This is a genomic window from Lysinibacillus sp. NPDC097214 (genome assembly GCF_050277945.1).
In the GTDB taxonomy this organism is placed as follows: Bacteria; Bacillota; Bacilli; order Bacillales_A; family Planococcaceae; genus Lysinibacillus; species Lysinibacillus xylanilyticus_B.
This window is the reverse complement of the sequence record NZ_JBNNSS010000019.1, coordinates 1-21433: the sequence shown is the minus strand read 5'-3', so window position 1 is coordinate 21433 and position 21433 is coordinate 1. Positions and strand designations below refer to the sequence as shown.

Here is a 21433-nt window from a genome sequence, read left to right as displayed (position 1 = left end):
TATTTTCAAGGCATGTTGACTTGACAAAAAGATGAATTTCTAAATCAAATGCACCTTATGCTCGAATGTTAATATGTATGTCCTAAAAACTGCTCGTTTTCTCTTATTCTCAAAATAAAAAGAACTCTCCAATTAAGAAGAGTTCTTTTTATTTACTTTCACCATAAGTATAAATCACCGTAGTCAAACTTACACTTATTCCCTTTAAGCTATACGCCAATTCCTTCTAATTCTTCTGTTGCTTCTGTCACTTCTGCCTCGCTTGAATTATGGTACTCGTTTAAAATAATCTCTTGAATTTTATTACGAGTAGTAGAATTAATAGGATGCGCAATATCTCTAAATTCACCGTCTGGTGTCCGTTTACTTGGCATAGCAACGAACAAACCTGTATTGCCATCGATCACACGAATATCGTGAACTACGAACTCATTGTCGAGTGTAATGGAAGCAATCGCACGCATGCGACCATCAGTCTGTACACGACGTAACCTTACATCAGTAACTTCCATTTTCTCACCACCTCTCTTCTTAGATGCCTAAATGAAAATACAATATTCTTATTACCGAATATTTTCCTTTTTATAGTCTATCAAATTTTCTAAAAAATTTGAATACTTATTAGTATAATTATCTCTAATTTACGTAATTATTGACAATTGTTTGTCGGTCGTCTTTTCACCTTGGTGTAATTGTTGCTGTCGCTCCGCTTTCGCACAGACAATACACGTTGTTGCTGTCGCTCCGCTTTCGCACATAAAACATTTGTTGCTATTGCTTTGCTTTTGTCTACAAAAACATTTATAGAATGGAGAAAAAAAGCCCACTAAAAGAGCTAATCATTTCTCTTTTAGTGAGCTTAAAATTTTTTATTTAACGATGGCAATAACTTCAATTTCTACTTTCACATCTTTTGGTAGACGTGCAACTTCTACCGCTGAACGTGCTGGTTTATGATCACCAAAGTGGCTAGCATATACTTCATTCATCGCAACAAAGTCGTTCATATCCTTCATAAAAACGGTCGTTTTAACAACGCTGTCTAAAGTTGTTCCGGCAGCTTCTAAAACGGCTTTCAAATTAGCAAATACTTGGTTTGTTTGAACAGTGATATCCCCTTCCACTAATTCACCTGTTGCTGTTAGTGGAATCTGACCTGAGCTGTAAAACATGCCATTTACAATAATTCCTTGTGAATATGGTCCAATTGCTGCTGGTGCATTTGTTGTTGCTACTACTTTCATTTGTCATTTCCCCTTTTAGAAAAATAGTTACCTTCACTTAATGCAATTGTACGGTCTTTTTCATTGACCTCATGAAGCTTCACTAGTGAATAATAATCATCTACTAAAGTTTCGTCTGCATGCTCAGCTTCTACTAGCACTGCAATACCAGCTAGTTGACAGTCAAACTCCTCTAATAGATTTTTCATGCCATTCATTGTACCTCCGACCTTCATAAAGTCGTCAGTAATAAGCACTCGTTGCCCACTCTTCATGCTTCTTTTTGATAATACCATTGTCTGAATTCTTCTGGAAGAACCAGATACATAGTTGATGCTAACTGTAGAGCCTTCAGTTACCTTACTATCTCTTCTGACAACAACAACCGGTACATTTAAATGTCTTGCTATCGCATGAGCAATTGAAATACCCTTTGTAGCGACAGTCATTATGACATCAATTTGTTGATCGGCAAATGCGGATGCAAATACCTTACCAACTCGATTAATTAAATCTGGATTGCCTAGTAAATCCGTCATAAATAAATAACCGCCTGGTAGCAAACGATCTGAATGCTCAAGCTCCGCCTTTAAATCATGAATAACTAAACGGACCTCGGCTTGGGACATTTTAGGAATATACTTAACTCCTCCTGCAGCGCCCGGTACTGTCATCAATAACCCGATTCCTTTTTCTTCGAAAGTTTCTTTTACAATCGTTAAATCTTCACTAATAGAAGACTTTGCAGATTGATATAGTTCAGAAAAATAAGTTAGCGGGATCAGCTGATGTGGATGTTCTAGTAAATAGTACGTCATATCAACTAGTCGTTCACTACGTTTCCATTTCATGCGACCCTCTCCTAAACACGAATATTTATAGGTAAAATTAACATAAATTTGCGGTTTTAAGCAAGCGTATTTCGCTCGCCTAAAATCCGAACTGCATATACTTCTTCACAAAAACCACGTAAACCATTATAAATACGGCTTACTCTGGCTTCACTATCCACTAAACCGAACACCGTCGGACCGCTTCCACTCATTAATGTTGCATCTGCACCAAAGCGCTTCATCTGTTCCTTTAACATTACTACCTCTGGATGCAGCTTAAATGTTACAGTTTCCAAAACGTTTCCTAATGATGCACATAGTAGCTCATAATCTTCCGTTTCAATAGATCGGATCATTTGCTTCGTATTTGGATGTTCTAACCCTTCAACCTTTAAACCTCCATACACTTCTGCAGTAGAGACACCTATTTTAGGCTTAGCTAAAACTACCCAACAGTTTGGTGGTGCAGGCAATTCCTGAATTTTTTCTCCACGCCCCGTTGCTAAAGCTGTTCCTCCATAGACACAAAACGAAACATCTGAACCAATTTCCGCACCTAATTCAGCTAACTCATCTATAGATAACCCTAAATTCCACAGCTCATTTAAACCCTTCAGTGTAGCAGCCGCATCGCTACTGCCACCCGCTAATCCCGCTGCGATTGGTATTTCCTTTTCTATAGTAATGGATACACCTTGTCCAATGCCGTATGTATCTTTAACTAGACGCGCTGCCTGATAAGCAAAATTTCGGTGATCATTCGGTACAAAATTATCAGTCGAAATTATTTCTATTACACCATCTTCTCGAGATTCTAAACAAATACGATCAGCTAAATCCACAGTTGTCATGACCATCTCTACTTCATGATAATTATCTGGTCTTTTATAAAGCACATCTAATGTTAAATTTATTTTTGCAGGCGCCTTTACATAAAGCATCTTTCTTCCTCCTTATAGCTACACTTATCAATTACAGCCAGATCATTCAGCCGATATTTGAACCTCTCACTACCTTTACATGTAGGAGTCTTCTGTAACTGTTACAAAATATCAGTAGCTGGCGTTCACTTTCGCTATATTAAAGATTTTCTGAATGAAGATAAATCTATCGTTCATCTTTTAATTCATTTTATTTTACCATAATGGGAAAGTGAAAATGGAAAAAAAGAACCGTATACCCCTATTTGGTGTAACGGTTCTCTCTCGTCAGTTGCGTTGTTGTGTCTACAGGAAGCTTTCATCCCTGCAAATGAAGATCAATTATGCCGAGGCATAATTGCGTCCACCTAAGGCTTTTGGCCAACTCGATGTTGGACCTCAGGCGTTTTCACAGGATGTGATGTTCTTAGCTTGAGTTCTTCTATTTCAGCAGATGTTTGGACACCCGCTGAAAAGTGACTCCTCTCACCACCTATAGAGGTGGTGAGAGGTTTCGGTACAAAAGACATACGCTGAAAGAAGTTAAAAATAATAAGCGGTCTAGTTCACAGGCTACTTATTATTCTCTTGCTCACTACTTGCTCTTTCAGCCATTTCAATGGCACGTTTGACCATATTACCGGCGTCTCGAGCTTTAATGCCACCCCAGCCTTCTCGTTGCACAACATCATAAAATCCAAGCTCTTTAGCGATCTCTTCTTTTAAACGAGGTGACATGATACCTTTTCTAGGCATACTAAACTCCTCCTTTTACAACTGACGAATTTAGTATGTCCCAGAAAACGCAAAACACTCATGTAGTTTTTAACATACATGAGTGTTTTAGAATATAGAAATAAGTACTAGAAACTATTTTGCGACAGCAGTCTTTGCTTCGTCTAAAAATGTAATCTCTACTGCTTCAGTTAAAATATCTGTGTAGCTATACGATACGCGCTTGCACGTATTGTCTTCTTGATCAAGCTCAACCACAAAGATAGCGCGATATGTCTCACGCAATACCCCTGCACACTCGACCGTTTTCTTGCGACCTCCGTTTGCTTTTAACTGCAAACGTTTACCCAAATGACAATCCAACGACTTTTTAATGTCCGCTAAAGTTTTTGGCATTTTCGCTTACACCTCACTATTTATTAGTATAAGCGATACGCCCAAAAATGTCAACAAAATATAATATTTTATCAGCCAATTATAAATGTTGTCAACTTATTTTTCATAAAAAGACCATATTTTTTTACGTATACTCAAAAAAGTTAACAAAAATTTTTTACTTTGCAAACGTAGGGTGTAGTGCATCGGCTAATTTTCCAAACTCTTGAATGGTTAAGGTCTCTCCTCGACGTGTTGGTTCAATATTTACTGCTTGTAAAGCATCCATTATTTTTTCTTTGTGTACCTTACCATTTGGTAAACCCGATTGTAAATTATTGAAAATTGTTTTTCGTCTTTGTACGAACGACGCACGAGTAACAACAAATAAAAAATCCTCATCAACTACTTTTACTGGAGGTTCATCATGTTTAATAAGACGAATCACTGCAGAATCCACATTTGGCTGTGGCATAAAAACAGTTTTCGGCACTGTCATGGCAATATCAGCTTTCACATAATATTGAATCGCAATTGATAAAGAACCGTACTCTTTCGTTCCAGGTTTAGCCGTAATACGCTCTGCTACCTCTTTTTGCATCATGACAACAAATCCGCGAATTGGCAGACGATCATTAAGTAATTTCATTAAAATCGGAGTCGTCACATAATAAGGTAAATTCGCTACAACCATAATATCCTCGATACCTGGCATCTCTTCCTGAATTACCTTAGCAACATCCGCCTTTAAAATATCTGAATGTACAATCGTAACATTATTATATGGACTAAGTGTGTCTTCTAATACAGGTAATAATCGCTGATCAATTTCAAAAGAGACAACCTTTTTTGCACTTCTCGCTAAATGCTCTGTTAATGCTCCGATGCCAGGGCCAACTTCGATTGCACCACTATTTTCAGTTAAATTTGCATGACTAACAATATTTCGTAAAATGTTCGGATCTACTAAAAAATTTTGACCTAAGCTTTTTTTAAATGAAAATCCATATTTTTTTAAGATTTCTTGTGTTCTAATTGGTGTTGCAATATCCTTATGCATCATTTTCCTCCTGATCTACCTGTGCGATTGCCGCACCAAATTGCTTTTCTGTGATTTGAAACATTTTTAATCTTTTATGAAGTTGTTTACCGTTTGTTGTACCAATATTCAAAATTTCTCCAAGACGATCACGACGAATTTTCGCCTGTGGGTGGCCGATTAAACGTGCCGTCATCAAGTCTTCGAGCGTAATGTCATCAGTGGTTGGCTCAACATCATTAGGGGTATAGACATGCCGTAATGCCTCGCGAATATTTTCATCTGCTGCATGCTCTATGCCTAGTCCTTTACCGTTTTTCGCAATGGTTTTAGCTTTTGATAAAAAAGCGTGTTTTACACCTTTTACATGCTCCTCGATAATGGCACGAATTCGACGTCCTGGATAATCTGGATCAGTAAAAACGATAACACCTCTTTTATCCTGTGCATGTTGAATTCTCTTTAGTGTTTCCTCTGAAATAGCCGATCCATTTGTTTCTATTGTATCTGCTTGTACAGCTCGCTTAATAGCGGTTGTATCATCTTTTCCTTCAACAACAATGATTTCTTTTATTTGCAAAAAGGCTCCTCTTTTCTACCATATCTTCAGACCATTTTACAACTGCACTGTATGATTGTACAGAAATACACGGCTACTTACCTTCCTATAATTTTCTCCCTCGGCTTTGCTATTGCTTGTACTTTCGCTTTCGAGTAGACCGAGCAATTGATGTTACAGCTTACTTTCTGTAAATATAACTATATATTATTCCCCAGAACAAATGACTGAAAAAAGATAAAAAAGCTTTCCTGCCAGTCAAAACAGGAAAGCCGTTAAGTGAAAAAACATTTTTGATTAATTTTACAATTTTTTTAATTTAATACTTTTATACGAACTTTTCTTACTCCCCAAGTACTAGCTTGAGCTTCAGTTTGTACAAGTATGTCGATCTTATTACCCTTAATTGCACCACCAGTATCCCCTGCTATAGCTGTTCCATAGCCTTCGACCCAAACTTTTGAGCCAAGCTTAATAACAGAAGGGTCTACTGCAATTACTTTCAATCCAGAGCTTGATCGTAAATCAATGCCAGTGGCAGATGTCCCCGAGCAACCATTACAATAAGGTGTATAGGCTGTTGCCGTTACATAAAATTCTTTACCGCTAGCTGGCTCTGTTGAACCACGTGATACAGTCGATGCACTAGCTACAGTAGCTTCCACAGCTTTTGTACCTACTGCAACCACTTGCTTCTGCGGTTCTTTTACAATATTTTTAGATTGTAGATTTTTCGCTACAACTTGGCCGTTCTCTTTTACGATCTCATACGTTTTAGTTATTAAACCTTTTTGGCCTGCTGTTACAACTTTTTGTTTTCCCTTTTGCAATGAAGCATCCTGCTTCTTTTCAATTGCGAAATCTAAAGAGTCTTCCACTACATCGATAACCTTTTCTACGCGAACTACTGTGATTTTACTCTGTGGATTGATTACGTCCTTCAGGTTATTCTCGACACGATCGAATTCATTTAGCTGAATTCCTTGTTGTTTTAAAAAGTTAGCGACCGTAGTCGAAGTGGACCATACTTGTCTTTTGTTTACGCCATCGACAAGCGATACTTGAAACGCTTTTTGAATATCGATCTTGTTGTCTGCTCCTATTTCTGTATCTAAGCTTTGTTTTAAAGAATCATGCTCTGATACTTCAATATTCGCTTCTTTCAAAATGTCTTTCACTTGTGTTTCAGTTGTCCAAACTTTTGACTGATTTCCATCAACTGAAATAGTTACTTCTTTTGCCTGTTCCCATGAAATTGCTAATCCATTAACAATTTTGGTGTTCAGAGAGGGTGATATTTTGTCATGCTCTGCTACGTCTATATTTTGACCTTGTAATAATTGTTCTACAGTTTTGGCATGTGTTGTTACTTCGATTGCTTCCCCGTTCGCATCAAGCGTTACGGTTTTTTTAGTACCTTGATAAAGTACGAATGAAATTACAGATACAAACAGAATAAGTGAAATAATGCTTATTACTGTTTGCTTACTCCTCAATGATCCTAAGAACAAGTTTTTCATGGAATTATTTGACATGAAAAAACGCCTCCTTAATATACAAGGTTGGATTATACGTACTAGATTTGGCACTGTCAACCCGAATGTATCTTCTAAGAAAATTGACATCGCCTTTTTAGCCAACCACAAACCTAGTATTGGAGGCGTCTCAGCTAGTTAATTGTCAATCTTAAAAAATTTTTTCGCATTGGTTGTCGTTACCTGTGCAATTTCCTCAATCGTTAATCCTTTTAAACGCGCAATTTCTTCTGCAACTAACGGCACAAAAGCTGGCTCATTACGTTTTCCTCGATATGGATGGGGCGCTAAATACGGTGCATCTGTCTCGATCATCAAATGCTCTACTGGTATTTCTGTTGCTACTTCCTTTGGCATTCGTGCGTTTTTAAATGTCACCGGCCCACCAAGACTAATCATAAAATTCATAGCAATACATTCATGTGCGGTTTCCACACTGCCACTAAAGCAATGCATAACGCCTCCCACGGAAGCTGCATTTTCTTCACGTAAAATTTGTACAACATCTCCAGTTGCATCCCTGTTATGAATAATGATTGGTAAATTCAGTTTTTGTGCCAAATGAATTTGCTTGCGGAAAAGTGCTTGTTGAACATCTTTTGGTGATTTATCCCAATAGTAGTCCAACCCAGTTTCACCAATACCCACTATCTTTGGATGTGCTGCTAATTCTTCAATCCAATCTAAATCACCTTGTTTACAATCAATGGCGTCAACCGGGTGCCAGCCTATGACACCATAAACAAAATCATATTGTTCAATCAGTTGCATTGTTTTTTCAATGGTTTTGCGATCGAAACCAACAACAACCATCGTTTCTACTTTGGCCTCAAGAGCTCTATCTATAACCTCTTGTAAGTCTTCTTCATACTGATCTGCATTTAAGTGTACGTGTGTATCAATGAACATCGTCATTCTCCTAACATAGATTTTATTAAAAATTATTATTTCATATTTTGCAGTAGTGTTACAAATTTGTTACAAACAATTTTGTATTATAACATTACACATATCCAAAGACCCTATATTTGCTACTTTTTACCTAAAAACGTCTAATATTTATTGTGCATAAATTATTTCAAGATAATAAATCACTCATTTTTCAAACGGATTTTAAAAGCCTGCTGAACTTTTTTCATTCAGCAGGCCTTCCTAAAATTTTTTACTTTACTTTTGCACCATTCTCTAGTTTTGAATCAACCGATGCTAATTTTAAAATCCCATCTTTTTCACCAGCTAGAATCATTCCTTGCGATAATTCACCGCGTAATTTAACTGGCTTTAAGTTAGCGACTACAATTACTTTTTGACCAATCAATTCATCTGAAGAGTAGAACTTTGCAATACCTGAAACTACTTGTCGTTGCTCATATCCAAGATCCACTTGGAGCTTTAATAATTTATCTGCTTTTGGAATAGTTTCACACGCTGTCACAGTGGCTACACGTAAATCCACCTTCATAAAATCATCAATAGTAATTTCAGGAATTTCTGGAATTTCCGCAGCTTTTTCCTCACTTTTTGATTCTTCTTTTTGTGGAGTTTTCACTGAACCACGCATTTCCTCACGAATATACGTAATTTCAACTTCATTTTCCAGACGAGGGAAAATCGGAATCCCTTTTTCTACCACTTTAATGTTTGCTGGAATAGTATTGCCGAATGTTTCAATTGTTTCCCATGCTAAGAATTTGTCATCTAACCCTAATTGTTCAATAATTCGCTTAGGAGTAGATGTCATAAATGGTTGTAACATGACAGCAATTTGGTGTAAACTTTCCGCCAAATTTCGCATAACAGCGCCTAATTTTGGCTTATCTGTTTCCTCTTTAGCTAGCACCCATGGTTGAGTTTCATCTATATATTTATTCGTTCTTGAAACTAGCGTCCATAAGTCGGCTAATACGACACTAAATTGCATTTTTTCCATACTTTCTTCATATTTAATACGTACTGATTCAGCCTGTTCTTTTAAAGCTGCGTCAAACTCTGTCGATTGAAGATTTTCAGTTGGAATAATGCCATCGAAATATTTATTAATCATTGAAATAGTACGATTTAATAAATTGCCTAAATCGTTTGCTAAGTCGAAGTTTGTACGTTCAACAAAAGATTCTGGCGAAAATACACCATCAGAGCCGAATGGTAACTCACGCAATAAGAAGTATCTTGTTGCATCTAAACCATAACGCTCTATTAACATTTCAGGATAAATAACATTGCCCTTTGATTTAGACATCTTACCGTCTTTCATCATGATAAAACCATGAGCAAACACTTTTTTAGGAAGTGGTAAATCTAGAGCCATTAAGAAAATTGGCCAATAAATAGTATGGAATCGAACGATATCTTTACCAACTACATGTACATCTGCCGGCCAATATTTATTGAATAATGTCTCATCCTCTGAAAGATAACCTAATGATGTTATATAGTTAGTTAAAGCATCTACCCATACATAAATTACATGTTTAGGGTCTCCTGGAACTTTAATGCCCCAATCAAATGATGTTCTTGAAACAGATAAATCTTCTAGCCCTGGTTTAATAAAGTTATTAATCATTTCATTTTTTCGAGATTCAGGCTCAATGAAATCAAGGTTTTCTTGATAATAAGCTAAAAGACGATCAGCGTATTTCTTCATATTAAAGAAGTAAGATTCCTCTTTAACTTTGTGTACTGAACGACCACAGTCTGGACAGTTACCGTCTACTAATTGTGTCTCAGTAAAGAATGATTCACATGGTGTACAGTACCAACCTTCATACTCACCTTTATAAATATCACCATTATCTAAAAACTTTTGGAAAATCTTTTCGACAGTTTTCGTATGACGCTCTTGCGTTGTTTGAATAAAGTCATCGTATGAAATGTCCATTAATGCCCAAAGCTTTTTCGCAGCATCTGCAATTTCATTTACGTATTCTTGAGGATGCTTACCCGCTTCAGCGGCTTTTTCTTGAATTTTTTGCCCATGCTCATCCATTCCAGTTAAAAAGCGTACATCATAACCACGTAAACGTTTATAACGTGCAATTGTATCTGATGCTACAGTTGTATACGCTGTACCAATATGGAATTTCCCACTTGGGTAATAAATAGGGGTTGTTATATAGAATGTTTTATTTTGTTCGTTCACTAGAACTGCCTCCATTGTTTCACAGTATACTATCTATTCTAACTAAGTACGAAATTCGTTTCAATGAAAGTTTCTCGTACGCGAAAAATGTCGAATGATATAATCAATCCATTTAATGTCTTTAATAAGAAGCTTTTTTACTATAAATTAAAATATATAATAAAAACCTTTTAAAAAAACCAAAATATCTCTTTTCTTCTCAAAAATTTTTTTTGAAACAATAATATTAGCGCATTAATTAATTGACGTTTATGGCATTACTTGGTATGATAACTATCAGACAAGGAATTATGTCGAAATTTGACGAAATACCAATATAACTTTTAACAATAGGAGGAAAAATAATTATGAAATCAACAGGAATCGTTCGTAAAGTCGATGAATTAGGTCGTGTAGTAATTCCAATCGAATTACGCCGTACATTAGGTATTGCAGAAAAAGACGCATTAGAAATCTATGTGGATGATGACAAAATCATCTTAAAAAAATATATGCCTAACATGACATGTGCTGTAACTGGTGAGGTTTCTGATGATAACTTCCGTCTAGTTGGCGGCAAATTAATTTTAAGCCCTGAAGGCGCAGAAATGTTAGTGCAAGAAATCCAAACTAACTTAAAAAAATAATTTGATACACACCTAAATCAAGCACAGTGATTTGGGTGTTTTATTTTTTATCAATTTCTCCTTAGCGTAATTGCATCCAGAGGCGTTATCATTCAATAGAAGATAACTATAATATAACCAATTATTAAGTCCCTTATAATGTCCATGTCAGACCTTTTATGATAAGGGTACTATTTTTTACAATTATTATCAATTAAATAGTTTATATGCTCATCAAAACGTATGGTTGATTTCCGTTCCGGCTGGGCGCTTTGCCGCTGACGCTTCGCTTTCGCGCAGAGCAGAGCTTCCTGGGGGCGTCGGGGCAACAGGATGTTGGTCACGAAGGCGTTATCACAGGACGTGATGCTTTTAGCCTTCGTTCCTCTATATCGCTGATCCCCAAGGAGTCGCCCAGCCGGAACGAAGATCAGCTTAAATACATGGCATGGTCTTAACAAGTGTCATCCCAAACTATTGGTGATAAGCCACCTATTTGAATAGATATACAAAAAAGAGGTGCCTATATTAAGGCGACCTCTTTCTTTACATTAACTATGGTATTCATTATAGATTTCTCGCTTAGCTACTTGACGTAGTTTGGCTACTTCTTTTATAGCTTCTTTTGATGTAACACCAGTTTGATCAATAATATAATCAACATGTTCAACAATAGACATTGTTATCCAATAGGCTTGTTCATCATTTTCTTCCTCAGCATTTTCATTTCCTTCAAGGACAATACAAAATTCTCCTCGAATTTCCTCTGTTTGGGACCATACCACTGCTTCGGCCAACGTACCACGTAAAAACTCTTCGAATTTTTTAGTTAACTCGCGAGCTAATACAATTCGACGATTACCAAGAATAGATTCCATATCTTTCAAGGTTTCCTTTAAACGGTGAGGAGCCTCATAAAACAAAATGGTTTCCTGACGTTTTTTTAGTTGCTCTAATTGCTGTCGACGATCCTTTTTTCCTCGATTTAAAAATCCATAAAAGAAAAATGGCTGCGGTGTTAATCCAGAAGCAATTAATGCTGATATTGCAGCATTAGGACCTGGCACCGGCACAACTGGAAAGTCTTGTTCGATTGCTTTTTCGACTATATCTGCACCAGGATCAGAAATACAAGGTAGACCAGCATCACTAACTAATGCAACTGTTTTCCCTTCACGTAAGAAGGCTAATAGCTTCTCTCCCCCCACCTCTAAATTATGTTCATGATAGCTTATCAGTGGTGTTGCTATATCAAAGTAGTTGCATAGCTTTTTGGTATTACGTGTATCCTCGGCAGCAATAATATCTGCTTCCTTTAAAATACGTAGCGCACGCACACTCATATCCTCTAGGTTACCAATAGGCGTTGCAACTAAATATAAACAACCTGTATGATCGTGCATTGTACTTTTTTGAGATTTCATGACTCATCCCTCCCTATATATTTTATCTTTTGCGTTCGTGTTAGCTGTTTAAAAGCATACTCTGCACGCATCGCCTCTTGTTTCGTATCGAATTCCTCTACATAAATACATTCCACTGGTCCACGTGCTCTCGTATATTTTGCTCCCTTACCAGCATTATGTACAGCGACACGCCTGTCTACATTATTCGTGTAGCCAGCGTAAAAGGATTGGTCGGCACATTCTAACACATAAAAATAATGATTACTGTTCTTTTCCATAAAGGATTTCTCTCACTTCTGCTGTATATTCATTATCCTCATTATACACATACAGAGGTGGTAATATTTTCAAATCAGGTTTACCGTCTTTAATTCCTTCTATTAATAGTGTGTTGGCTTCCTTACCTTCTTTCGGGTAAATAAATTGCATACGTTTAGGCTCTATACGATTCGCCCGCATTGCCGTAACAATATCTAATAACCGACCAGGACGATGAACAAAAGCGGCCTTTCCGCCCTGTTTTAATAATTTACTTGCTGATTGTATGGCTTCTTCTAATGTTAAATATAGTTCATGACGGGCAATAGCGTAATGCTCACTTAAATTTTTATCACTAGCTTCATGTGCTAAAAAATATGGTGGATTACAGGTTACAACGTCATACTTTTCAATACCAAGCTCCTTAGGAATTTCCTTCACATCACCAAGGACCATATGAATTTGCTCTTCTAATTTATTGTAACGGATACTTCGCTCAGCCATATCAAATAAACGTGGTTGAATTTCTACTCCTGTAATATGTCCCTTTGTTCTAGCACTTAGAAAAAGCGGGATTACGCCATTGCCTGAGCACAAATCAACAATTTTCCCTTTATGGTATGGGACATTGACAAATTTCGAAAGTAACACCGCATCCAATGAAAACGAAAAGACAGAGGGGCTTTGAATAATACGTAAATCCTCAGCCAATAAATAGTCTAACCGTTCGTCATCTTTCAACCAATCTTCCATGTTTCTTCCTCCTACTATACAAAACAAAAGACTGACACCACCATAGTGGGAATCAGCCTTCTATTACACATTTTGTTTATTTAAAAATGATAGACAAAACAGACAGTCTTCACCTTTACGTGAACTTCCGAAATGAACATGACAAACATGGAAGCCTTCATGGTATAAACGTGCTAGGTTATCATAACCCTCGCCAATATCTAACGGATTCTCTTTCTTCTCATCAGTAGCCTGTACAGAGTTTTCATTAGAAAGCAGTTCTTCCAGACGTGTTCGAAGGTGATGATTTTCTGTTTCGAGTGTCTTATGCTCCTCCATCATTAACGCTACAAATTGTTTCAATGCACCAAATTGCTCCTGCATTGCTTCGAGCTGTTGTTCGAACTCCATAACGGTATCTAAGAAATTACGGTCCTTCACCCAAGCCACCTCGTTCAATTCTCTATCTTATATAAGATTTTTTTCGCATGCTAGCAGTTCTTCTAGTGTATACTCAACTGTACGTTCCTGCTCATGTAAATATACTTGAATGAGTCTCTCCAGTACATTTAAACCTACAACTTTACCGCGGCCATCTGGTGTCATCGTCAATTCACCAATGTCTGGCATGCCCTCTTTTGCTTCCTCATATTCATCATTTTCATATTTCAAGCAGCACATTAAACGACCGCAAAGACCTGAAATTTTGGATGGATTTAAAGATAAGTTTTGATCTTTAGCCATTTTAATAGAAACCGGCTCAAAATCTCCTAAAAATGTTGAGCAGCAAAGCATCCGGCCACATGGACCAATACCACCTAACAACTTCGCCTCATCACGTACACCAATTTGACGAAGTTCGATACGTGTTCTAAAAACAGAAGCTAGATCTTTTACAAGATCTCTGAAATCAACGCGTCCTTCAGCCGTAAAATAAAAGATGATTTTATTACGATCAAATGTATATTCAACATCAACGAGCTTCATTTCTAAATTATGCTCAATGATTTTTGTACTTGCTAGTTCAAATGCGCGCTTTGATTCTGCAGCATTTTCCTCTACTTGAATACGATCACGTTCATCCGCTGGTCGTAGAACTTGTTTAAGTGGTAAAACAACATCATTATCCTCAACAACCTTTTGAGGGACAACTACTTTACCATATTCTACACCGCGAGCTGTCTCTACAATGACATATTGACTGTCCTCTAGTAGATATGATGCTGGATCAAAATAATATATTTTACCCGCTTTTTTAAAGCGGACTCCCACTACATTATACAAATGTATACCCCTCCTGCAGATTTAGCATTAACTGCTCCATCATTAACGTCCTATTCATGTTACGCTGTAAAGATGAACGTGCCTGTAAAATAGACTCCATTTGACTAGATAGTCGTTCATAAGTCGAATGTAAGGCAGCTTCTTTAAATGTCTGTAACATGTCTGGGTAAGTACAAGCTGATTCGGGATTAGCTTTTATTGACACTATATCACGGTAAGCAAATAGTAGTAAATCTAATGCCTGCTCCATCTCGCCTTTTTCTTTAAACAGTGGCAACCATTCTTCATGTACAACAAGCATTGCTTCATGTACGTTCTGACGAATTGCCTCTACTAATTTTAACACTGTTTTTCGAGCATGTGCAAACTGCTCATCATTTGCTAAAATCATAGCCGTTTCGAGCTCGTTCGTCATCATGCTCACTGTAGAAGCCATCGAATAAGAAATATTATTATCTTGTAAATGCTTTAACAATATATGTCGAGGCATTTTTTGAAATTTAACATGTTGGCAGCGAGAGCGAATCGTTGGTAAAATTGACTGCATTTGCTCCGTTAATAAAATCGCAGTTACCTCACCATCAGGTTCCTCTAAAAATTTAAGTATCATGTTTGCAGATGCAACATTGAGTCGGTCTGCATGATGAAGTACATAAATTTTACGTCCCTCTTCAACACCCATCATCTTCATTTCTGCAATTAATTCACGTATTTGATCAATCTTTATAAATTGACCCTCTGGATAAATTTGATGAATATTTGGATGATTACCCGAATCAACACGTCTGCAATTTCGACATGTTTCACATGGAACATTTTGACTTGGTTGCTCACATAACATTAATTTGACAAAAAACTTCATTATATCAGCTTTGCCTGTCCCTTTTTCGCCATCAAAAATGTATGCATGTGCTAATCTATTTTTGTCAAAAATCGTTTGAAGCTGCTTCATTACGACTGGTTGCAGTGTGAATAGCTCTTCAACATTCTTGGCCATATATTTAAAATCCTTCCTATAACAATTACACTCATAGCATAATTGTTTCCTATTGCCATTTTAGTACAGAAATATCTGCAATTTTAGAGCAGATAGATTAGTTACATCGTTAATTGGGTTCATGCCATTCAGCAAGTTTTTCCTTAACCAAGTACTAGCAATTATACCTCGGCATAATTGCGTCCGGAGGTTTTAACTTCTTTCAGCGGGTGTTTAGGCACCCGCTGAAAGAAGTTAAACTTGGCAGCTGAATAGATTTGAAAAAAGCCCGCGCCTACAAGAGAACGAGACACGGGTTTTACATATACAAATTAATTAATAAGCCTTTAATCTCACCGATTTTATCGAGAAGATCAATTGCTTCCTTTTCTTCATCTAAAATATCTTGCGCAAGCTCCACAAGACGCGTATCAATAGTTTCGATAATTTTTAAGCGTCTTCCTTCACCAAAACGATTCCATGTATGCGATTGCTTTAAATCCATACCATGCTCTACTGTTTCTTGTAGGAATCGTTTAACAAGCATTTTAAAACGAGCAAGCTCTCGTAAATTACGTGATCTTGCAACACGGTCACCTGCTGTAGAAATATCCCCTAGCAATCGTGTAAGCTGTTCAGTTTGCAATTTGGTGCCTTGCTTGACGACCATATCTCCAAATCGGTTATTTTGATTATTGTTATGCAGTGGATCTTTACGATTAGTATTTAACCCGACACGTATATCTTGATTGATCTTCAAGCTGTTTCGCCCCCACTTGCCTTCTTTATCAAATACACAAAAGCTAATTATAATGTGTTTTTCTTCCCATTTAACGTGGCAATGATTTAAAAATGATGGAACTGTTCAATTGGTAATACAAAAACTGTCGCTCCACCTACCTCTACCTCTACAGGATAAGGTATATAGGAATCTGTATTCCCGCCTAATGGCGAAACAGGTGCAACCATTTGTTCTCGTGCACGACAATTATCACGAATAATATCTAAAACTTTGGGTATGAGAGAGTCTTCCGTCCCAATAAGAAACGTCGTATTTCCAGAGCGTAAAAATCCTCCAGTACTCGCTAATTTAGTTGCGCGAAACTGATTTTTCGTTAAAGCATTCGATAAGCGGCTGCTATCTTGATCTTGCACTACAGCTACGACTAACTTCATTCGCACTCACCCCTTTGATAAAATTCATCTAAATAGACTTTAGTTACCTTTTCCGTGACATACGTTAGAGTTCCTCTGTTTCAGTAGGTGTTTGGAACATCTACTAAAATAAAACTACACCTTCATTCATCTCAAAACATTTGCTACTGTCGCTTCGCTTTCGCGCAGAAAACATTTGCTGAATGAAAATAAGATTATAGATGTTACCATTATATCACATTGTGGTAGACAACTTCATGCATTTACTGTATTGCTTCATATATTAATGACCATACATCTTCAACAACACGATCAATATTTTGGTCCGCATTGATGACATGTATACGCTCCGGGTAACGCTCCACTAGCTGTAAATACCCTTCCCTAACCTTGTTATGAAAAGCTAAACTTTCAACATCTAAACGATTGACCTCTCGCTCTCCGTGAGCATGAATCCGTGCCAAGCCAACCTCTGGTGCAAGGTCAAATAAGATTGTCATATCAGGTAACTTCTTACCGATTGCAAACTCATTAATAGATAATACTTCATCAACGCCGATACCACGTGCATATCCTTGGTATGCTAAAGAGGAATCGATAAAGCGATCGCAAATAACTGTTTTTCCAGCATCCAACGCAGGTCGTACTTTTTCAAAATAATGCTGACTTCTCGCCGCTGCGTATAATAATGCTTCTGTACGCTCATCCATGGCTGTATGTTCGGGGTCTAAAATTACGCTCCTAATTTTCTCAGCAATCTCAATACCACCAGGTTCTCTCGTTGCTAATACATCAATCTTTTCTTGTGCAAGTCGCTCGGCTATTTTTTGAATGACTGTTGTTTTTCCAGCACCTTCTGGACCTTCAAATGTAATAAATAAATTGCAATTCATGCTGTTACTGCCTCCAACTATTTAATGATCTCAATCATCTTTTCTTCTAAACGGTGATTTCCTTGGAACGTTGCACCAGTAGCCAGTAACTCTTCTAACTGACTCAGCTTTGCTACTGTTATTTTTTCGCCTGGAACAAGCAATGGAATGCCTGGTGGATAAGGAATGATCATACTTGCAGAAATACGTCCTATAGTTCGCATATACGGTAACCATTCTGTTTCCGACTGTTCCATTTCATCAAATGTATAGGCTGGTTCCGTAATGGATACAAAATTATAGGCCGTTTGTGAAGCAGCTACTATTTCCGTCTTTGGTGTACTTAATAACAATGTTACAGCATCCTTAATACGGACACGTATTTCTGCAAATGGATAGTTATGTCCCTGCTTCAACAAAGGTAGTACAAGCAATACTTGATGCGCATCTGCTAGTTCTGCATATACGTGCTTTGCTTCTAATGCTTCCTGTAATTGAAAACCGCTATAGCCCTCAACCCGTAACAATAATTTGATAGGGTCGTCTACCTCAATAACTTCCAGAGAGCCAATAGCTCGTATTGCCTCTATCCATTGGTTCCTTTTCTCTATTATATATGCACCGTCACTCTCCATATATGTCTGTATATAATAGCGTGCATCATCTAAAGAAGCTAATAAAAGATAGGATGGGCTGCTAGATTGTAGCATACGTAAATAGTGATTTATTTTATCTACATCGATTAACTTAGTATTAACATGCATAAAAGATGCCATTGTCATAGCAGGCAATGTTTTATGTGCAGACTGCACTACTATATCTGCACCAAATGTCAATGCTGATGGTTGAAATAAGGTACATGCACTAAAATGGGCTCCATGTGCTTCATCCACTAAAACAGGAATACCTTTCTCATGACAATACGCAATCTGCTGCTGTAATTCTTTCGATGTCATACCATAGTAAGTAGGATACGTTAAAACTACAGCGCGAGCCTCTGGATAATAATCAACTGCTTCTTTTAAATCTTTATAAGAAACATGGGTTGCCGTTAATGTTCGTTCATCCCATAGCGGTGAAATAAATATAGGCTTTGCTCCAACAAGCTCAATTGCGTGAAATATAGACTTATGTGCATTACGTTGGACAATAATCGTATCACCTTTTTTACATGTAGCATAAATCATCGCTAAATTTCCAACTGTAGATCCACCTACTAAAAAGAAGCTTTTCATCGCCCCATATGTATCTGCCAATAAGTTTTCTGCTTCTAATATTATTTCCTCTGGGTGATGTAAGTCATCAAGACCTGATAATTCAGTCACATCATATCGCATTACATCTTTAAAGGGCTGAGGAAGATGGGATAGTTCTCCATGCTTATGCCCGGGTACATGAAAGGAAATATTTTGTTGTTGTCGGAAGCGCTCTAATCCTTCTACAATCGGCTTTTTCTTTTGCAAAACAAAACACCCATTTCCGTTATATTCTTATTTAATTATAACACTTACGTTACAAAAAAATTTGCTGAATGGATATAAATAAGATGAAATTCAAATAACCTTTTTCCCGATCCAATGTGCTAGTAACGCAATAGGAATCAATAAAAGACAAAATGGCAAGCAAACGAAAATAATGTTCCACGTTATGACTTTATTAATTAATAACGAATGATACAAAATTAAACTGTATGGGATGACGATTATCAAAGATGTGAGTGCACCGGGTGTAATGGAACGAAGAAAAATAGACTGTGCAAGGTGAGTGAACGCATGTAGAAAGTAGGTTAGCGTAACAATAGTGAAAAAGTAGATATCTCCAAATGGCCCTTGATTCACAAATTGATTGGCTACAAACGTAGAACTACTTACAAACATAAATACTACGATGACTGCTACGGCAAACTGTGCTGTCGACATCGAGAACTGTTTTATAACTCGATTAGCAATTTTTCTCGGCAATCTTTCATACAAAATCGTAGAATTCTTATTTAACCACTTTTCAACCATAATAACTTCTTCAAAATCATGAAGAATAAACATAATAGGGAATAGCCAAATAAGTGTTTGAACACCTATCCATTGTTCCATAATGATTCCTCCTTTTTAAATTATATTGAGTAATTACTCAAATGTTTACCAAAAAAAATAGCTACGTGTGGTTGATTTCCTTTTCGATTGAGCGCTTTCCTAGGGGCGTTCGATCTTCGCTACAATCAACTTATACAAATTGCACAAGTTTTAACACATGTAACCCACAATTTTTATTGATGAACAAAAAATATACTCAATGTGAATTTTGCATTCCTTTTAAAATAAACATTGCTATCTCCTCAATATAATGATTATTTTCAATTGGCATTTTATCTATTTTTCTTTCTTCAACTAAAACATGCGTTAGTATTGTTGAAAGAAACATTGAAGCTGCCGTTTCTATTGTCCTTTTTTCGACAGTACATGAAGAAGCTCTTACCAAAAATGAACGGGCCTGTTCACCCATTGTATTTATAAACCCCACAATATCCTTACTAGCATTCGTGTTTTTCACTATTTCTGGGGACCAAATAAAAGTTAAAAAGCTTTTATTACATGATAAAAAATTGGCATATAATTGGCCAAATTTAATTAAAGCCGGATATGGCTCCACCTTCGAAAGTTCTTTAATCTCATTTTGTAGAGCGCCAATAAATGAAAATTCACGAATAAGATAATTAAGAAGTTCATTTTTATCTTTAAAATAATAAAATATAAGTCCCTCTGCTACTCCGCTCTTTAATGCTATTTCTTTAGTAGTCGTTGCGGTAAAGCCCTTTTTAGTAAAAAGCTCTAATGATACTTCTAAAATTTTATCCTTCTTTGAAATCAAACCTTTTCACCACCGATTTAATTTTTGAGTATATACTCAAATATAAAGGTCAAGAAATATTTTTGTCAAGTTATTCCAGGTAATAGGTGCAAAATAATCTAGGATTAATTTCAGTTTCTACTCATTAACGTTTTAATAAAATGTCATCCGAATTCTTGGTGATAAGTCAGAAAAAGATCATTGCAACTAAAAGCAATGATCTTTTTCTATGACATGACACTCTTCTTTTATCAGTAAAAACTATTATCAATTATGCCGAGGCTAATTGCGTCCGGAATACTAAATACTAGCCTTTATCCCCATCTCTTGTACTAGCTGTTCTACTAATTGCGGTACAAACTTTTCTAAAATTGGATTCATCATCCCCGCTAAGAAACCACTTGCCTTCATTGTTAAATTACCTTCTAACTGACATGTACCATCTTGGTTTTGTGTAACTTCAAAGTAACCATCACCATTTAAAGGATCTGATAAGCCTACCAAATCAAATAAGACCTGATTAGGATTTGACTCTTTGCACTTAAGTTCAACCTTTACAGCTTTTTGGATAATTCCAAAATCCCCTTGAAATACCCAAATCATATTTCGTTCACTTGGAAATTCATGATGTAAATAACCAGGTATTAGTACAGCCCATTCTTCTTTATTCTGAATAAACTCCTGTAGCTTAGCTTTTTCAATTTGAATATTTTCTCTATATACCCCTGTTGCCATTTCAATACACCCCTATATTTGTTTATTTAAATTAATTAAATTCTAACATTATTTGGGTGTTATTATCGATTTTTAAAAAATAAAAAAACCACTGATTTCTCAGTGGCTGCTTTGTGCCTAGCGACGTCCTACTCTCACAGGGGGAAGCCCCCAACTACCATCGGCGCTAAAGAGCTTAACTTCCGTGTTCGGTATGGGAACGGGTGTG

At 36.7% G+C, this 21433-nt stretch carries 25 protein-coding genes and 1 rRNA gene; 1 reads left to right on the top strand and 25 read right to left on the bottom strand.

Annotation, left to right across the window (positions count from 1 at the left end; genetic code table 11):
- Positions 1-209 precede the first annotated feature (209 nt).
- The 11 genes from spoVG to metG all read right to left on the bottom strand — a co-directional run bounded on the left by spoVG (position 210) and on the right by metG (position 10373).
- Positions 210-512 (bottom strand): septation regulator SpoVG, encoded by a 303-nt coding sequence (gene spoVG / locus ACQKMI_RS24040; RefSeq protein WP_427492994.1) that lies wholly within the window; start codon positions 510-512, stop codon positions 210-212.
- Between the two features lie 357 nt (positions 513-869).
- The gene (locus ACQKMI_RS24035; protein ID WP_323651186.1) at positions 870-1244 is read right to left on the bottom strand and encodes a RidA family protein; all 375 of its coding nucleotides are present in this window, start codon (positions 1242-1244) and stop codon (positions 870-872) included.
- A complete protein-coding gene (purR, locus tag ACQKMI_RS24030; RefSeq protein WP_323651185.1) occupies positions 1241-2074 on the bottom strand; it encodes a pur operon repressor in 834 nt (277 codons plus the stop codon). Before purR ends, ACQKMI_RS24035 begins: the two co-directional genes overlap by 4 nt.
- Positions 2075-2130: 56 nt before the next feature.
- Positions 2131-2997 carry a 4-(cytidine 5'-diphospho)-2-C-methyl-D-erythritol kinase gene (gene ispE / locus ACQKMI_RS24025; protein WP_427492993.1) on the bottom strand — a complete coding sequence of 289 codons (867 nt, stop codon included), beginning with the start codon at positions 2995-2997 and terminating at the stop codon, positions 2131-2133.
- A 552-nt stretch (positions 2998-3549) separates the two neighbouring features.
- Positions 3550-3732: a small, acid-soluble spore protein, alpha/beta type gene (locus ACQKMI_RS24020; RefSeq protein WP_323651183.1), complete on the bottom strand. Its 183-nt coding sequence runs from the start codon at positions 3730-3732 to the stop codon at positions 3550-3552.
- 114 nt (positions 3733-3846) lie between these two features.
- Complete coding sequence (gene veg, locus ACQKMI_RS24015; RefSeq protein ID WP_427492991.1) at positions 3847-4107, bottom strand: biofilm formation stimulator Veg; 261 nt, start codon at positions 4105-4107, stop codon at positions 3847-3849.
- Between the two features lie 157 nt (positions 4108-4264).
- On the bottom strand, positions 4265-5146 hold the full coding sequence (gene rsmA / locus ACQKMI_RS24010; protein WP_427492990.1) for a 16S rRNA (adenine(1518)-N(6)/adenine(1519)-N(6))-dimethyltransferase RsmA: 882 nt from the start codon (positions 5144-5146) through the stop codon (positions 4265-4267).
- Entirely contained in the window at positions 5139-5705 is a 567-nt protein-coding gene (gene rnmV / locus ACQKMI_RS24005; protein WP_427492988.1) for a ribonuclease M5, read from the bottom strand. The genes rsmA and rnmV overlap by 8 nt, the downstream gene beginning before the upstream one ends.
- Before the next feature lie 293 nt (positions 5706-5998).
- Positions 5999-7219, bottom strand: a complete 1221-nt coding sequence (locus ACQKMI_RS24000; protein ID WP_427492986.1) for a ubiquitin-like domain-containing protein — start codon at positions 7217-7219, stop codon at positions 5999-6001.
- Positions 7220-7357: 138 nt separating this feature from the next.
- Positions 7358-8128 carry a TatD family hydrolase gene (locus ACQKMI_RS23995; protein WP_427492984.1) on the bottom strand — a complete coding sequence of 257 codons (771 nt, stop codon included), beginning with the start codon at positions 8126-8128 and terminating at the stop codon, positions 7358-7360.
- A 253-nt stretch (positions 8129-8381) separates the two neighbouring features.
- Positions 8382-10373, bottom strand: a complete 1992-nt coding sequence (metG, locus tag ACQKMI_RS23990) for a methionine--tRNA ligase (protein ID WP_427492983.1) — start codon at positions 10371-10373, stop codon at positions 8382-8384.
- 332 nt (positions 10374-10705) lie between these two features.
- Between metG and ACQKMI_RS23985 the strand changes: the two genes are divergently transcribed.
- Positions 10706-10984 (top strand): AbrB/MazE/SpoVT family DNA-binding domain-containing protein, encoded by a 279-nt coding sequence (locus ACQKMI_RS23985; RefSeq protein ID WP_427492981.1) that lies wholly within the window; start codon positions 10706-10708, stop codon positions 10982-10984.
- Between the two features lie 530 nt (positions 10985-11514).
- Here ACQKMI_RS23985 and rsmI read toward each other — a convergent pair.
- From rsmI to rrf, 14 genes are all read right to left on the bottom strand, one after another.
- On the bottom strand, positions 11515-12387 hold the full coding sequence (gene rsmI / locus ACQKMI_RS23980) for a 16S rRNA (cytidine(1402)-2'-O)-methyltransferase (protein WP_427492979.1): 873 nt from the start codon (positions 12385-12387) through the stop codon (positions 11515-11517).
- Complete coding sequence (locus ACQKMI_RS23975; RefSeq protein WP_323651176.1) at positions 12384-12647, bottom strand: GIY-YIG nuclease family protein; 264 nt, start codon at positions 12645-12647, stop codon at positions 12384-12386. Before ACQKMI_RS23975 ends, rsmI begins: the two co-directional genes overlap by 4 nt.
- On the bottom strand, positions 12631-13380 hold the full coding sequence (locus ACQKMI_RS23970) for a tRNA1(Val) (adenine(37)-N6)-methyltransferase (protein ID WP_427492977.1): 750 nt from the start codon (positions 13378-13380) through the stop codon (positions 12631-12633). Before ACQKMI_RS23970 ends, ACQKMI_RS23975 begins: the two co-directional genes overlap by 17 nt.
- 63 nt (positions 13381-13443) lie before the next feature.
- Positions 13444-13800: a DNA replication initiation control protein YabA gene (gene yabA, locus ACQKMI_RS23965; protein WP_053485308.1), complete on the bottom strand. Its 357-nt coding sequence runs from the start codon at positions 13798-13800 to the stop codon at positions 13444-13446.
- Between the two features lie 27 nt (positions 13801-13827).
- Positions 13828-14643 carry a PSP1 domain-containing protein gene (locus ACQKMI_RS23960; protein WP_079563667.1) on the bottom strand — a complete coding sequence of 272 codons (816 nt, stop codon included), beginning with the start codon at positions 14641-14643 and terminating at the stop codon, positions 13828-13830.
- Positions 14636-15640: a DNA polymerase III subunit delta' gene (gene holB / locus ACQKMI_RS23955; protein ID WP_427417212.1), complete on the bottom strand. Its 1005-nt coding sequence runs from the start codon at positions 15638-15640 to the stop codon at positions 14636-14638. The genes ACQKMI_RS23960 and holB overlap by 8 nt, the downstream gene beginning before the upstream one ends.
- A gap of 298 nt (positions 15641-15938) precedes the next feature.
- The gene (locus ACQKMI_RS23950) at positions 15939-16379 is read right to left on the bottom strand and encodes a YaaR family protein (protein ID WP_323651173.1); all 441 of its coding nucleotides are present in this window, start codon (positions 16377-16379) and stop codon (positions 15939-15941) included.
- An 86-nt stretch (positions 16380-16465) separates the two neighbouring features.
- Positions 16466-16795, bottom strand: a complete 330-nt coding sequence (locus ACQKMI_RS23945) for a cyclic-di-AMP receptor (RefSeq protein ID WP_049667342.1) — start codon at positions 16793-16795, stop codon at positions 16466-16468.
- Between the two features lie 242 nt (positions 16796-17037).
- On the bottom strand, positions 17038-17667 hold the full coding sequence (tmk, locus tag ACQKMI_RS23940; protein WP_427492975.1) for a dTMP kinase: 630 nt from the start codon (positions 17665-17667) through the stop codon (positions 17038-17040).
- 17 nt (positions 17668-17684) lie between these two features.
- Positions 17685-19109: an aminotransferase class I/II-fold pyridoxal phosphate-dependent enzyme gene (locus tag ACQKMI_RS23935; RefSeq protein ID WP_427492973.1), complete on the bottom strand. Its 1425-nt coding sequence runs from the start codon at positions 19107-19109 to the stop codon at positions 17685-17687.
- 90 nt (positions 19110-19199) lie between these two features.
- The gene (locus ACQKMI_RS23930) at positions 19200-19736 is read right to left on the bottom strand and encodes an HXXEE domain-containing protein (RefSeq protein ID WP_427492971.1); all 537 of its coding nucleotides are present in this window, start codon (positions 19734-19736) and stop codon (positions 19200-19202) included.
- Positions 19737-19932: 196 nt separating this feature from the next.
- Positions 19933-20511 carry a TetR/AcrR family transcriptional regulator gene (locus tag ACQKMI_RS23925; RefSeq protein ID WP_427492969.1) on the bottom strand — a complete coding sequence of 193 codons (579 nt, stop codon included), beginning with the start codon at positions 20509-20511 and terminating at the stop codon, positions 19933-19935.
- A 279-nt stretch (positions 20512-20790) separates the two neighbouring features.
- Entirely contained in the window at positions 20791-21225 is a 435-nt protein-coding gene (locus ACQKMI_RS23920; RefSeq protein ID WP_427492967.1) for an SRPBCC domain-containing protein, read from the bottom strand.
- 115 nt (positions 21226-21340) lie between these two features.
- Positions 21341-21433 (bottom strand): 5S ribosomal RNA (gene rrf, locus ACQKMI_RS23915); the annotation flags it as partial.